General features: G+C 69.5%; 14 protein-coding genes and 1 pseudogene. 9 read left to right on the top strand and 6 right to left on the bottom strand.

Annotation, left to right across the window (positions count from 1 at the left end):
* Window positions 1-235: 235 nt before the first annotated feature.
* Window positions 236-616, bottom strand: a complete 381-nt coding sequence (locus KV557_RS40215; protein WP_218207004.1) for a hypothetical protein — start codon at window positions 614-616, stop codon at window positions 236-238.
* Between the two features lie 1,391 nt (window positions 617-2,007).
* Between KV557_RS40215 and KV557_RS44715 the strand changes: the two genes are divergently transcribed.
* Window positions 2,008-2,460 (top strand): AlbA family DNA-binding domain-containing protein, encoded by a 453-nt coding sequence (locus KV557_RS44715; RefSeq protein WP_308130305.1) that lies wholly within the window; start codon window positions 2,008-2,010, stop codon window positions 2,458-2,460.
* A gap of 452 nt (window positions 2,461-2,912) precedes the next feature.
* Here the strand turns inward: KV557_RS44715 and KV557_RS40205 are convergent, their stop codons facing one another.
* Window positions 2,913-3,215 (bottom strand): hypothetical protein, encoded by a 303-nt coding sequence (locus KV557_RS40205; protein WP_218207003.1) that lies wholly within the window; start codon window positions 3,213-3,215, stop codon window positions 2,913-2,915.
* A gap of 162 nt (window positions 3,216-3,377) precedes the next feature.
* Here KV557_RS40205 and KV557_RS40200 point away from each other — a divergent pair, with 162 nt between their 5' ends.
* The 5 genes from KV557_RS40200 (at window position 3,378) to KV557_RS40180 (ending at window position 8,016) form a co-directional block, all read left to right on the top strand.
* Window positions 3,378-4,019, top strand: coding sequence for a dihydrofolate reductase family protein (locus tag KV557_RS40200; RefSeq protein WP_218207002.1), 642 nt, complete (start codon window positions 3,378-3,380; stop codon window positions 4,017-4,019).
* A gap of 4 nt (window positions 4,020-4,023) precedes the next feature.
* Window positions 4,024-4,866, top strand: coding sequence for an alpha/beta fold hydrolase (locus tag KV557_RS40195; RefSeq protein ID WP_218207001.1), 843 nt, complete (start codon window positions 4,024-4,026; stop codon window positions 4,864-4,866).
* Between the two features lie 117 nt (window positions 4,867-4,983).
* Window positions 4,984-5,328 (top strand): helicase associated domain-containing protein, encoded by a 345-nt coding sequence (locus KV557_RS45080; protein ID WP_374106730.1) that lies wholly within the window; start codon window positions 4,984-4,986, stop codon window positions 5,326-5,328.
* Between the two features lie 555 nt (window positions 5,329-5,883).
* On the top strand, window positions 5,884-6,771 hold the full coding sequence (locus tag KV557_RS40185; RefSeq protein WP_218207000.1) for a replication-relaxation family protein: 888 nt from the start codon (window positions 5,884-5,886) through the stop codon (window positions 6,769-6,771).
* A gap of 291 nt (window positions 6,772-7,062) precedes the next feature.
* Window positions 7,063-8,016, top strand: coding sequence for a replication-relaxation family protein (locus KV557_RS40180; RefSeq protein ID WP_218206999.1), 954 nt, complete (start codon window positions 7,063-7,065; stop codon window positions 8,014-8,016).
* 322 nt (window positions 8,017-8,338) lie between these two features.
* Here KV557_RS40180 and KV557_RS40175 read toward each other — a convergent pair whose 3' ends face one another.
* Both KV557_RS40175 and KV557_RS40170 read right to left on the bottom strand, forming a co-directional pair.
* Complete coding sequence (locus tag KV557_RS40175; RefSeq protein ID WP_256178682.1) at window positions 8,339-9,370, bottom strand: YihY/virulence factor BrkB family protein; 1,032 nt, start codon at window positions 9,368-9,370, stop codon at window positions 8,339-8,341.
* 47 nt (window positions 9,371-9,417) lie between these two features.
* Window positions 9,418-9,579, bottom strand: coding sequence for a YqaE/Pmp3 family membrane protein (locus tag KV557_RS40170; RefSeq protein WP_179852711.1), 162 nt, complete (start codon window positions 9,577-9,579; stop codon window positions 9,418-9,420).
* A gap of 357 nt (window positions 9,580-9,936) precedes the next feature.
* On the opposite strand from KV557_RS40170, the gene KV557_RS40165 reads away from it, so the two are divergent.
* The 3 genes from KV557_RS40165 to KV557_RS40155 all read left to right on the top strand — a co-directional run bounded on the left by KV557_RS40165 (window position 9,937) and on the right by KV557_RS40155 (window position 11,014).
* The gene (locus KV557_RS40165; RefSeq protein ID WP_256178681.1) at window positions 9,937-10,092 is read left to right on the top strand and encodes a DUF6131 family protein; all 156 of its coding nucleotides are present in this window, start codon (window positions 9,937-9,939) and stop codon (window positions 10,090-10,092) included.
* 233 nt (window positions 10,093-10,325) lie between these two features.
* Window positions 10,326-10,772: a hypothetical protein gene (locus KV557_RS40160; RefSeq protein ID WP_218206998.1), complete on the top strand. Its 447-nt coding sequence runs from the start codon at window positions 10,326-10,328 to the stop codon at window positions 10,770-10,772.
* Between the two features lie 68 nt (window positions 10,773-10,840).
* On the top strand, window positions 10,841-11,014 hold the full coding sequence (locus KV557_RS40155) for a CsbD family protein (RefSeq protein WP_218206997.1): 174 nt from the start codon (window positions 10,841-10,843) through the stop codon (window positions 11,012-11,014).
* 67 nt (window positions 11,015-11,081) lie between these two features.
* Here the strand turns inward: KV557_RS40155 and KV557_RS40150 are convergent, their stop codons facing one another.
* Window positions 11,082-11,885, bottom strand: a complete 804-nt coding sequence (locus tag KV557_RS40150; RefSeq protein WP_308130304.1) for an ATP-binding protein — start codon at window positions 11,883-11,885, stop codon at window positions 11,082-11,084.
* A 174-nt stretch (window positions 11,886-12,059) separates the two neighbouring features.
* Window positions 12,060-13,616: pseudogene (locus KV557_RS40145) on the bottom strand (Mu transposase C-terminal domain-containing protein).
* Window positions 13,617-13,784: the final 168 nt, after the last annotated feature.

The following is a 13,784-nucleotide window of genomic DNA, read 5'->3' as shown; positions in this document are numbered from 1 at the left end:
GGCATGGCCTGCAACCTCGCCCGCCTCGGCGACTGGTACGACCCCCACCCAAAGGCTCCACGGCCAGGCACCCGCGTTCGCACCCTCTGCGAAGCCCGCGGCCTCACCACGTGACTGGACGTCATCTTCCCACGGGGCGGGGCACTGACTTTGCCAGCAGAGTCCCTCGACTCAATGAATCATCCAGTATGCCTGACTTGTCTCACTTTGCCAGAGAGGGTTGCGTCAGCATCGCTCACCGGGGCTGTGTTGAGTCCTTGCGGAGGAGCTCTTCAGCAGTGCAGGTCTGGTCAGGGTCCAAGACGAGACAGATGTTGAAGCCTCGGTCATCACGCTGGACCTGGGCTTCGAGGTCGCACCGACTGGTCGAGTCGCCGGTGTTCGCCGATACCGTGAACGACTTGCCTTCGGTCGCCGAGTCCGAAGCTGTGAGGCTCTGCGACGAGCCGTCCTGCACCCAGAACCGCCACTTACCGGCCGTCATGCTCGTAGAGCACCTGTAGTCGGGCACCGCGTAGTTTATCCCACTTGCTGTCAAGCTGTGGTCGGCCAACACATGCACTTTGGCGCCGGCTGCATTGCTCCAGTCCCCAACCAGATCGACCTGCTTGATCACGGTTGTTTCGCCGCCACCGCCAGCGCACGATGTGCACGCGAGAACCAGGCACCCGAGAACTGCTGCCACCCGCCCGAAGGACTTGTTTAGTCGGTGAGTCGGGTGAAGCATCCTGTCGCCTGACTGCAGTAACAACTGACCGTCATGGCCGGTTTCGGCCGGGCCTTCGTGCGATGAATTCATACCCCACCCATCGGTTTGAGAGTGCCGCTGCATGCGGCCAGCATGCTGCAGTCCGCAGCGACCATCCAGAGTGGCTCTGTTCCCGTCGCAGAGCAGCGTTTCGTCAGCAGTTCGGGAGGCAGCACCTGAGCCGGATGCTCACGAGAACGGGCAGCACCTCGGGGGTGACCGGCAGGATGCCGGCTACCGCCCGCTCGGGGCGTAGGACAAAAGCGCTGGCTACGGGCGCAGGTGGCAGCCACCAGCGCGTCGTTGCCGAGCGCCGGTGGGCGCCTCCCGTTCTCGTGAACATCGACTCGTCCGGTCCGCGGGTGCCTCCCAAATCCGTGAACAACTGACTTCACGAGTCGTGAACAAAGCCAGTCATCCAGGTTCGCCAGACATGAGGTGTGTTCGGCACGTCAGGGCGGTCAAGGAGCCAGCGCACATACCCGGCCTGGCACCGGGCCCACGGACTATCCGAATCGACGGCACGATCGAGCCTGCCGCGCAGATCAGCGCTGTCGACAGCCCGGGCAACCCGCACGTACTCGCGGTCCTTGCAGCGATGTGCGCGACGGACGACGACCTCAACCAGGTCGGTGAGCTTCGCCCTGACCGCCTCCTCCTGGTGAGCCAGGGCCACGCCACGGATCAGACTCTGCTTCGTACCCCACGACTTCGCATGCTGCGTCCACTCCCGCGGGTACCTCGCCTCCCACTCCAGGAACAGCAACGCATACGGCAGCCCCGGCCAAGTCGCCAGACCCCGGCTCACAGGGTGGCCCCACAGCCCGTCAGGTAGCGAACAGCTCTGCGCTTGGTGGTACCTCCGACGCGCCTGCAAGAAGGCCGGCTCCCGGTACTGCTCCTCCGCTCCCAGGGGCAACGTCAGCCGCCACATCTCATTGGACCGATCGAGCGCGTCCGCGACCTTCCTCCGGGCCTCAGTCAGATGGACAAGCGCGGCAGCTCTCACAACCGGATCATCCGCTATCAGTCCGAACGCCCAGCCCAGTCGCTCATCCCATGCACAAGCGCCGTCTGTACCTGCACCTGCCTCTTCAGCCACGCAGGGGATCATCCCCCAGCACAAGCGGGTACCTCCACCCCACGGTGCCGGGAGACGCAGAGGCTCCGAGGCACAACGCCCGTGCCAGAAGGACCAGTGGCTGGACCTGTGGACCTTCCCGGCCCCCACCTACGGGCGCGCCCGCGACGCCTCAGTGGTGTGGGAGCAGCCCGGCCCCGAGCTCGAGATCCTGCTGGCCGCTGGTGAGGGTCAGTACCTGGAGTGCAAGCGGGAGGTCCCGGGGCCCAAGGACGAAGACCGCAGGAAGGTGCTCAAGACGATCGCGGCGTTCGCGTCCAAGGACGGCGGGACCGTCCTGTTCGGCGTTCAGGACGATCTGCAGATCACCGGCCTGCCAACCGCCGAGAGCGTCGACAAGCAGACGCTGACGGTGGTGAGCATGATCCGGGACACCATCGTGCCGGTGCCGCCATTCACGACACGCGTGATCGACCACGACGGCCGCATGGTGTTGGCCGTCGAGGTCTCCGCCGGCGGCCAGATGCACGCCTACCGCAACGGGCAGCGGCTCGAGTTCTACGTCCGTGTCGGCCCGAACACCGTCTTCGCGCGTCACCACGAGGTTGCCGCCGGCTTCGGGCGCAGCTGACCGCCGACCGAGTCGGGCGGAGGTCGGCCTTGCGCTCCCCCACCACGGCGCAGGAGCGCAAGGCCAGCGAACCACGCCGTCAGGATGATGCCGCCCCACACGAAGCCGTAGTGAAGGGCGTCGCAGAGGTTGGCGCCCACCGCGTTCGACCAGGCCGAGGACGAGGCCGATCAGGACCGAGACCCTCACCCTAAAAGAGGATCAGCATGATGCCCTGGGACGCGCAGGTGATCACCACATCAAGATCCAGACACTGGAGGAGCACGGGCCTCACCCTCCATCTGCAGGTTTTCCCAACGGAACTGAACATCCGTCCCAGATTTTGCAAAGTCGCAGGTCAAAGGTCATATAAAGACGATCAAGGAAGCAAAATCCCAGGTCGCGCGCCCAAGATCCAAAGTCCCAGATCCTGCAAGTCCCATGGTCAAAACATGATCAATTGATGAGCCCCATCAACCCAGTCGGGACGGAGCACCCGGGCCGGCCTTCTCATCGAGTTCCAGCGGTGAGCCCTCCTCCCCGCCGATCGAGCCCCGGCACGACCAACACGGGCGCAACAAGGCGTTCACCTCCCGGGCCTTCTCCAGGCGCTTGAGGGCCTTGGCGGCGGCCTCCTCCTGCCGTTCCTCGTACTTCTCGTGGCAGGGGTAGCAGCGGCCCCCGGGGCGGCGGGTCCAGGTGCCGTGGATCCCGTACTCGTAGGTGCTCTCCTCCTTCGGGACCTGGCCGCAGTCGGCGCAGGCCAGGGTCTGCATCGGCTCGCGGTGGGCCTGCTTGGCCTTCTTCTCCCGGGCCTTCTGGCGCTGGTCGTAGGCGGCGCGGCTGTACGGAAACCGGGTGCCGGCGCGACAATGAGTTTTCCGGCCTCGGCAGGTCTACATCTCGACCGGGACGACCAACTCATCGGGAGTACAGACATGGGCCTCATCCACATCGAGCTGTTCGCGACCCTCGACCTCGTCGGGCAGTCGCCCGGCGGCCCCGACGAGGACCCGGCGGGGTTCCCGTTCGGCGGCTGGCAGGCGCCCCTGATCAACGAGGTCACCGGGGCACAGATCGGTGCCGCGTACGAGGGCACGGACGCCCTCCTGCTCGGCCGGCACACCTACGACATCTTCGCCGCCTACTGGCCGCACCAGAAGGACGGCGAGATCGCCGAGCTCTTCAACAGCGTCCCGAAGTACGTGGCCTCCCGCGGCAGGCCCGACCTCTCGTGGGCCGGCTCCACACGGCTCGGCCCGGACCTGGCCGGCGCGGTGCGCGAGATCCGTGACCGGCACGAGCACGTGAAGGTCGTCGGGAGCCTGAACCTGGTTCAGACCCTTCTGCGCGAGAAGCTCTTCGACCGTCTCGACCTCTGGGTGCACCCGATCGTGCTCGGCATCGGCAAGAAGGTGTTCGACGGCGGCGCGGTGCCCACGAACCTCACACTCCTCGAACCGCCGGTAGCCGGCCCCACGGGCACCGTGTACCTGCGCTACGGCCTCGCCGACGGCACGCCCAGGACGGGCGACATGAGCGCACCCGACCGCGGTCTCGGGCACGACGGATCCCGGTGATCCGATGACCACCGTCAACGCCAATGAGATCGCCTTGGGCATCGAGTCGTTCGGTGACGACGACGCGCCACTGGTCCTGCTCGCGGGCGGGACGACGATGCTCTCCTGGCCCGACGCGCTCTGCGAGCGCCTCGCCGCCGGCGGGCGCCGTGTGGTGCGCTACGACCTGCGCGACAGCGGGGAGTCGACGACGACGGATCCGCAGGCGCCCGCCTACACCCTGCGCGGCCTCGCCGCCGACGCGGCGGCCCTTGCCGACGCGCTCGGCGGGGCACCTGCGCACCTCGCGGGGATCGGCGTCGGCGGGATGGTCGCCCAGGTGGCCGTGCTCGACCATCCGGGCACGTTCTCCGCGCTCACCCTGGTCGGCACCCGCGCGGTCGCCCCCGGCCCGCCCGACGACGACCTCCCCGACCATGACCAGGCGACGATAAGCCGCCTGTTCGCGCGTCCGATGCCCGACTGGACCGACCGCGAGGCGGTTGCAGACTTCGCCGCCACCGGCGCGGAGATCCGCGGCGACGACCCCGTCGCCGCGCGCGCAATCGCCGCGCGCATCTGGGACCGCACGCCCGGCACCGCACCCCCGGTCCAGATGGCCAACCAGGTGGGCCTGGTGTTCTCCAGGCTCAACTGCAAACCCCGCTGGCGCGAGCGCCTGCCCGAGATCGAGGTCCCCACGCTCGTCGTCCACGGCCACCGCGACCGGTTCTTCCCCGTCGGCAACGGCGAGGCGATCGCGCGCGAGATCCCCAGGGCACGGCTGCTCGTCCTCAAGGATGCCGCCACCGCGATCCCCCACGCGGCGGTCGGCGAGGTCACCGAGGCGATGCTCACGCTCGGATAGAGGACAGCGGCCCCCTCCACTGACGCCGACCGGGCCACCATCCAGGCCGCCGCCGACCGGCTGCTGCAGGGCACCCCGCTTCGCTCCACCGGCAAACTCACCGCGCTCGGCTCCGCCGTGACGGCCACCTTCCCCGAGGCCCTGCCCCCGGGCGCCCCGGTGTCGGGCACGGAGCAACCGGCCGTCCGGCATGGGCGCGAGCACCTGCTCGACGTCGGCCGGATCAAGGCCGGCGGGAAGGTGAGCGCGTTCGACCGGGGCCTGGCCGCGCTCGGGCAGTACCGGGAGCGGGCCGGGTCGGTGACCGTGCCGCGCCAGCACGTCGAGGAGATCCCGGACGGCGACGGCGGGATGGTGGAGGTGAAGCTCGGGGTGTGGATCTCCAACACGAAGAGCCGCCGGGCGAAGCTGACCGGCGAGCAGCTGGAGCGGCTCGCCGCGCTCGGCCTCGACTGGCGCTGAGACCGGCCGGGCCCGAGGCCCGCTGAGAAGCGCTCCAGGCCGTCTCTGCCCGCCTGCGCCGCCGTGTCCCAGGAACGCGCGGCGGCCGGGCCCGGCGGGGGCGGCCTGGCTGCCTTCCGGGGCCGCCCGCGCGCCCCGGCCCCCGCCCCCACCGCGAGCGGCCGGCACCAGCCGGACGCGAGAGAAGAAGAGGCCCGCCGCAGGCGCACGAACCCTCAACGCCACCGCCCCACCCAACCAGCCAACCACCACCCACAAAGCCAAGGACAGGAAGGGGAAGGAGAGGGTTGTCGGGGTGGTGAGTTTCCCCTTGACGGCCACTCACCATGGCATCTGACCTGCGCGTTCGCCCGGAATCCGTGCGCAGCGGGCGGGAGGGTCGGCGACCGGTTGGCGCACCGGTTCTCACCACCGGTTGGCGGACTGGTTAGCGGACCTGTTGTCGGATCGTGACCGTAGAGGCCGGTCTTGGGGAGAAAAGTGGTGAGAGGCGCGGGCTTCCATACGGTGCTCGCCGCCACCGGGGTGGCGGGCACTGACCTTGAGGATCCCGTGATGGCGATGCCGCCCGAGATCGACCACGCCGTGGTCGCCGCGCTGTACCAGTTCCGGATGGCCACGGCCGAGCAGCTGCGCGTCCTGCACACCCCCGACAGCAAGCCGGAGCTGATGCGCCGACGCCTTCGCCGGCTGAAGGCCGAGGGCCTGGTCGAGGACGTCGTGCTGCCGCACGCCGGACGGCTGCATGTCTGGTACCTGACGGAGCGGGGCGCGCGGATCGCCGCCCGCTTCCCGGAGCTGCGCGGCGTTGCGTCCCCGCCGCTGCCCGAGGACAAGACGGAGGCGAGGCTGCGGGTCGGGCACATCCTCGCCGTCACCCGCACCCACGCCGCCTTCGTGGCCGGCGCCCGCAAGGCGGGGGACGAGTGCGCGCCGCTGGACTTCCTGCCCGAGGTCTACCACCGCTACGGCGAAGGCCGCGACGGCGCCGTCATCCCCGACGGCCTGCTGCACTACACCACTGGCGGGGTCCGTCGGTCGCTCAACCGGGCGTTCGTCGAGGTCGACCGCGGCACGATGGGCAGCGAGAAGCTGGCCTCGAAGCTGATCGGCTACGCCCGCTTCCACGAGCACCACCCCGTCCCGGTTCACCTGCGGCGCACCGTCGGTGCGCAGAGCGTGGGGCCGGCCTGGCAGCAGCACTACACGCGGTTCCCCAGGCTGCTGTTCGTCCTGGCCGACACCGGCGAGCAAGCCGCCCAGCACCGGATCCGCGACCTCCAGGCCCTCGCCGGACTGCACCCGATGGTGGAACAGATGCTGACGACCGTTCGGGCCGGGGCGGCCCGACTGGACGACCTGGAGCAGCACGGGCCCGGCGGAGCGGTGTGGCACACCCTCGCCGACCCCCAGCGGCCACGGTGCGGGGCCTGGGAGCTGTAGGGCGCAGCGGGCGGTCCGGGCCGGGGCGGCATCAAGGTGTCCGCCCCAGCCATCAAGGTGTCCGGCCGCTTCATCGAGGTATTTCGGGCCGCCATCAAGGGATCCGGTCGCTCCATCAAGGAATCCACCAAGGTTGGTGGCCGTGCGCGGCACCAACGTTGGTGGAGGCCGTTACGTGATCGTTGCGGCAGAGGGGGCCGTTCACCAAGGGATCCACCAAGGTTCGCGGGGTTCCCTTCGGCGACCACGCGGAGCACCCGGCTCCGCGCCCAGCCGAAGGGGAACCCCGCGATGACGAAGAACGACGGCACTGGGACGAGGAGCAGGGCGCGGACGGGCGCGGAGCCCGACAGCGAGACGCGGGAGGTGGAGATCACCTGGGCCGTGCTCGCCGCCCTGTTCCAGTTCCGGATCGCCACCGCCGAGCAGCTGCGCCGGCTGACCGCCCCGGGCGCGGGCATCGAGAAGATGCGGGCCCGGCTGCGGAGGCTGCGCGAGGAGGGCCTGGCCGAGGAACTGGTGCTGCCCCAGTCCGGCCGGGCCAGGGGCTGGTACCTGACCGAACACGGCGCCCGGATCGCCGGCGCCTTCCCCGAACTGGCCGACATCCCCGCCCCGCGGACGCCCGGCGACAAGAGCGCCTTCAAGTACACGCTGTGGCACCAGCTCGCCGTCGTACGAACCCACCTGGTGTTCCTCGCCGACGCCCGTAAGCGGGGCGACGCCTACGGGCCGTTCGACTTCATCCCCGAGATCACCCACCGCTTCGCCGAAGGCCGCGAGGGCACGGTCCGTCCCGACGGCCTGCTCTACTACTGCCGCACGAGCGCGGACGACGCCCGGGTCACCAACCTGGCGTTCGTCGAAGTCGACCGCGGCACCATGGGCGGCCCCCGGCTGGCCGCCAAACTGAACGCCTACGCCCGCTACTGGGCCACCGCGCCACTGCCAGCCGGAGTGCGGGGCACCACCGAGGCCCAGGGCGGCGGCGTACCGCTGTGGGAACGCCGCTACGTGCACTTCCCCAGGCTGCTGTTCGTCCTCACCGGCACCGGACAGGCCGGCTTCGCCCACCGCGCCGACGACCTGGAACTCATCGCCCGCACCCGGTACGTCGCCAAGATGCTGCGCACCGTCCCGGCCATGGTCGCCAAGCTGGAGGACCTGGAGGACGAAGGACCCAGCTCCGACGTGTGGTGGTCGATTGCCGATCTCGAAGCCGGGCCGGGCCCTTGGTGGAGCTGACCGACACCACACCCTGACCGGCACCGACAGCGCGCCTTCCCGTAAGAATCTTCGCCACCTACCGACCCTACGCGATCAGGTCGTGGCAGAGGGTGACGAATGGGGCGTCGGCGGACTCTCCCGCCTCCGTGTTGGCTTCGAGCGCTACACGGACTTGCTGAGCCTTGAGGTAGGCCGGAGTGACCGCTGGTCCGCACCTGGCGCTTTGGCCGGATGCCGGTGGTCTGCTCGGTACGGAACCGGAGCGAGGTCGGGGCGGCGCGCGGCCGGCCGGTGCGCCGCTTCATGTGGCGATAGGCGAAGTGGCGAGCAGGCACGGGAGTCAGTGGCTGGGGCTGTCGTGATCTTGTGGGGTGTCGGGCGGTGGTTTGTGGGTGTCGCGGGGTTCGGGGTGGGGCTCTTCCTCGGGTGGGTGACCGGCTTCGATGGCTCGTCCGCGTTCCAGCTCGAAGTTGAACTCGAGGCCCAGCAGGATCGCGACGTTGGAGACCCAGAACCAGAGGAGGAAGAGGATCACGGCTCCGATGCTGCCGTAGGTGCTGTTGAGGCTGCTGAAGTTGGCGACGTAGAGGGCGAACGCGCCGGATGCGATGATCCAGAGGGCTACGGCGACCAGGCTCCCGGGGAGGATCCAGCGCAGCTTCGGTCGTTTGGCGTTGGGGGCGGCCCAGTAGAGCAGGGTGACCATCGCAATGACGATGATGACGAGGATGGGCCATTTGGCGATGCCCCATACCTGTACGGCGTTTTCGCTGACTCCGAGGATCTTCCCTGTCTTGGTGGCCAGTGTGCCGGTGAAGACGACACCGGTGGCGGTCAGGGCGAGGAGCGCGACGAGGACGATGGTCAGGGCGAGTCGGGTGGGCAGGGTCTTCCAGAGCGGGCGGCCTTCGTCGATGCCGTAGACGTTGTTGGCGGCGCGCATGAAGGCCGCGATGTAGCCGGAGGCGGACCACAGAGCGAGGATGATCCCGATGGCCAGTGCGATGCCTGCCTTGCCCTGGGCGTTTTGGAGTTGCTGCACCACGGTGGTGAGGATCTGGCGGACGGATCCGGGGCCGAGGTCGCGAAGGTGGTCGAGCAGCGGCTTGGTGGCGGAGCTGCCGACCAGCCCCAGGATCGACACCAGCGCGAGCAGAGCGGGGAAGATCGCCAGCAGGCCGTAGTAGGTGAGCGCGGCTGCCGCGTCGCTGAGGCTGTCGGCCTTGAACTGCTTGGTGGTGCGTTTCAGGACGCCCCACCACGACCTCTTGGGCAGGTCGGTCGGGCTCTCAGTGGGACCGGCGCCACCGGTGGCGGGCCTGGTCTCGTCGGCTGCGTTTATGTGCCGGTGTTCGTTCTCGTGTCGTGACATGGGTGTCAACCCGGCGTGTATGGGTGCCTGTTCTGGGGGGTGGGGCCTCAGTCCTTGACCACCTGGTAGATGCCGTAGATGACTCCGGGCACGTGGCCGCACAACTGAAGGAGGAAGGCCCAGAGCACCTTGATACTCGGCCCGTCCTTGATCAGTACTGCCAGGAACGGCAGGACCAGGCACAACAGCACCAAAAGGACCTTGACCATGATCGTCCCTCGTTGAGATGCGATGGTCGGCGGCACGATGGCCGCTTTCTCATGGTCCCACCGCCAGCCGCCCGGTGGGGAACCGGCCGAGCTGGAACGGCGGGTACGCGTGGGTGGACAAATCAGGGCTTGCGCGGGCAGCCTCGAGGCGGGGCAGGTCAGCCCGGCCGGGCGCGCACCGCCTGCTCGGCCCGGCGCCATCCCCTCGAAGCCTTGTGAGACAGCGACCGCTTCCGTTCGGGAGCGGGTAGCCCCCGGCCGACGGCTCCGGTTCCAGGGGCCCTTCGCGACTCGTTTGGCTGCGTGACCATCGGGAATCAGACCGCTTGGAGGGGCCTATCTAGCCCGGAGGTCGCCATGATTCTTATCGGAGTGATTCTGCTCATCGTCGGATTCGTCGCCAAGATCGCCATCCTGTGGACCATCGGGATCATCGTGGCCGTTATCGGCCTGATCCTCTTGCTACTGGGGTCCGTCGGTCACGCGGTCGGCGGACGGCGGCACTACTGGTAGGGCGTTCGGCGCGTGCGCGGTGGTCCGGTGGCAGCGCGATCGTGCCGGGGATCGCCGGCGTCGCGGTTCACGGCATGCTTCACCTGCTCGTTGTCGGTGTACTGACCCCGACAGCCAGCCTCGTCTACGAGGCCGCGCGGGAACACCGGCGCGCAGCCCGCTGATCCAGCGCATGCTTGGAACGTGGTCAGGCCGGTTGCGGTGTTGCACAACATGGATATCCGGAGGACGTCATGTTCGTCTTCCTCGGGCTCATCATCCTGGTAGCTGCGGTCATCGTCGGTGTCGCCGGCGTTCTCAGCAACGCTGGCAGCGCCCACACACTCGGGCACGAGTTCGCGGTGTTCGGCTACCACGTGACCGGCTCCACCGGCACGCTGTTCCTCTACGGCATCGTGGTCGGCGCCGTCGCCCTGTTCGGGCTGAGCCTCCTCCTGGGCGGTGCCCGCCGCATCGCTCACCGCGGTCACGCCAGCCGCCGCCGACTCAAAAGGTCCCGACACGAGACGGCCGCTGCCATCCAGGAACGAGACGACCTGATCGACCAGCGCGATGCCGCCCGCACGGACACGGCGAACGTGCGCGAGAGCAGCTCACCCCACGACGACCGCCACCAACAGGCGGATGACGGCCACCATGGGAGACTCCACCTGTTCGGGCGCAGGGCCGCCCATCGGTAAGCCGCCGCCATCCCGCGCAGGCCGGCGACCGGCCCGCTCCGGCAATCGACTACGAAAGGCGGCTCGCCATGAGTATCGCCAAGAAGATCGCGCACAAGGCAGAAGCGGTCAAGGGCGGAGTCAAGAAGAAGGTCGGTCGCGTTACCGGCAGTCGACGTCTCCAGGTCGAAGGCCGAGGCGACCAGGTCAAGGGCAACGCCAAGCAGGCCGGGGCGAAGATCAAGGACGCCTTCAAGCACTGAGTACACGCCACCGGGGGCACCCACAAGCCCGTGACCTGCCGAAAAGCAAACCCGTAAGGTCGCGCCGCTACGGGGAGCCACCGCGCCGGGTAGCTACCCGAGGTCGGTGAACGGGATCACCCCCGGCACCCGACGGCGAGAAGCCCATCGCACGGGCGGTGAGGCCGTCGGTGGCGAGTTTGGTGATCCGGGCCCATTCGCGGAAGTTGCCGTGCGCGGCCTGCTTGTCGACCAGGGCGATCAGATCGGCGTCCACGCCCTCCCACAGCGGGTGGAAGGCGGGGATGGTGGCCAGGACCTCGGGCAGGGTGAGCGGGTGGGCCTGTTGCCAGATGTAGACGCGGGAGGCGAGCATCGGCTCGCGGCGCAGCACCTTGGCGCAGCCGTCGCCGCCGGCGAAGACGACGGCGATGTCGGTGGCGGGGTCATCCCAGAGGTAGCGCCAGTACTCGAAGCATTCCCGCGACATCCACTGGGCCTCGTCACAGACCAGGACGTGGAAGCCGCGGGCGAGGGCGTCCTTGAGGACGGCGTCGAACTCGATCGGCCGTGCGGGAGGCTCGCCGGGCAGGCCCAGGGCGCGGAAGAGCTCGTGGCGGATGTCGCGCGGAGTGGGGCGCGCCCGGAACGCGATCCGGTAGGAGTTGTGGGGCGCGAGCAGGCGCAGCGAGGCGTTCACCGACAGGGACTTGCCGTTGCCCGCCGCGCCGGAGATACACATCATCGCCCTGGCCTCGAGGGTGGCGGCGATGTTCTCCCGGGCCGTGCGCAGCGCCTCGGTGGCGACGGTGCGCGCTCCTTCCAGGTGCAGGTAGTGGTCGGCGCGCTCGGGGGGCAGCATGCCGGGACGGACGGCGGGTGCGGTGGTCACGGTGCGGGCTCCTACGGGGCTCAAGAGATGGGAACGAGCGGGCAGATGGGGCCGGCGGGTCTGGGTGAGGTCACCGGGCCGGCTGGCCGGGCCGCAACGATGAGCGGGGCTTGAAACGGGTCGTTGACGCGGGTGCGGCTGCGGTGTGTGCGGACCGCGGACGTGCGGTGCGGTTCAGGCCGGCGGTGCGGAATCCGCTGGGCCGCCGTCGGCGCGCTCGGGCCCGGCGGGTGCTGTGGCGCGGGGCAGGACCCATCCGTCCGGGACCGGGGCGTGCGGGAGCAACCCGGGCAGGGCCACTGCCCGGAGGTCCCGACCGTCGGCTGCCGCGAGCTCGGCGTCGGCCTCGGCCGCGGTCAGGGTGCCGAGCGGCTACGGCGGGGCCGGGGTGGTCGCGGCGGCGAACCGTCAGCGGCGCAGCTTCTCCGCGGCCTTCAGGTCCGCGCGCAGCCGGCGGGCAGCGGCGGTGCGGGCCGCTCGCAGGGCGCGGACCTGTTCCGGGCTCGCCTGCTCGGCGAGATAGGCGGCGCCGAGGTGGCGGCCGGTGGACGCGTCAAACACCTCGATCTCGCCGACGTGGTGCGGGAGATGGCGAAGGCGGACCTTCGTGTCGGTGTGGCCGACCATCCAGGGGGCGATGTAGGGGCGCCTTCGCCAGGAGATGCCGTTCGTGGTGATCGTGCGGGTGCGGCCGTCGTCCTCCAGGGCGAAGAACGCGAGGTGCTCGGGCGGGACGTCGCGCAGCGGCGTCGGGTCCGCGCTCCACGCCTCGGTGGGGGTGCGGCCGTCCAGGCCGGCCGGGCGGTGCTCGGTGTTCCACCAGCGCACCCAGTCCAGGAGCAGCGCGACGAACGCTGCGAACGTCAGCGGCGGCGCGTCCGGATCGGCGAGCCGCCCGCCGGTGAGCTTTGGGCGGTGGGTGTAGCGCGGCAGAGAGACGAGGAACATCTCCTCCACCGAGTCGTTCAGCGCCTCGATCGTCCCCTTCAGATGCGGGCTGTAGGCCGGCAGGTCATGGACGGGGACAGCGAACGCGCCCAGCGCCGAGGTCACCGTGGCGCACAGGAACTCCTTCCCGCGGTCGACTCGCACCAAGGCGGGCAGGCCACCTGCCGGGCCGAACGGCTCGGTACGGGTGATCGAGGTGCGCAGCGCCGCCAGCACCGCGTCGCGGGAAGGGGCGTGCGGGGTCACCGCCACCCCGGCGACGTACCTGGTCCCGCAGTCGATGAACCACGTGATCCACGGACACGCCAACTCGCCCCCGACATCCACCTGCACCGGCACGTGCTTGTGGTCACCCTCCCAGCACGCGTTCCTCCACAACGCCGGCCGTTTCCCGAACACGTCATGCGCCCGGCGGGCCGCCTCCCCGCCCCGCAGACCGGCCCGCTCCCCCACCGACAGATCCCTGCGCACCGCCCGCTGCAACGCCCGCAACGACGGCAGCTCCACCGAGGAATCGGCCGCGGCCCGGGCAGCGAGATCACGATGAACCGCCGCGATGTTCCCGCCCCGGAACGCCAGCAGGCGCCGGACCTCAGGAGTGATCACCGTACGGCTGCGAGGCCTGGCACTGAGCCGGCCCTCCGTACGTGCAGCCGTCACCCAGTACCAGACCGCCCGCTCCGTCACCCCCAACGCGGACGCGACCAACCGCACATGAGCGGTGGTCAGCTCGCTGCGGCTATCCAGATCGATCAGCCGGGCGACAGCACCCTCACGCCCCATCGCGGCAGTCAGCCCGGCCTGGTGCGGGTCAGGTGACGGTGGCAGGTCATGTCCCGTGAAGTGGTGTAGTGGTCGTTTGCCAACGGTCATGCGGTGGGTGGTAGTTGGTCGCGAGCCTGCTCGCCAGGGTAGAGCTGGTCCATGCTGCCCTCAGGCAGATAGCGGCGG

Source organism: Kitasatospora aureofaciens, assembly GCF_019192735.1.
GTDB classification, from domain to species: Bacteria; Actinomycetota; Actinomycetes; order Streptomycetales; family Streptomycetaceae; genus Kitasatospora; species Kitasatospora aureofaciens_A.
Note: the sequence above shows the minus strand (reverse complement) of the source record. Positions and strands in the feature narration are given on the sequence as shown.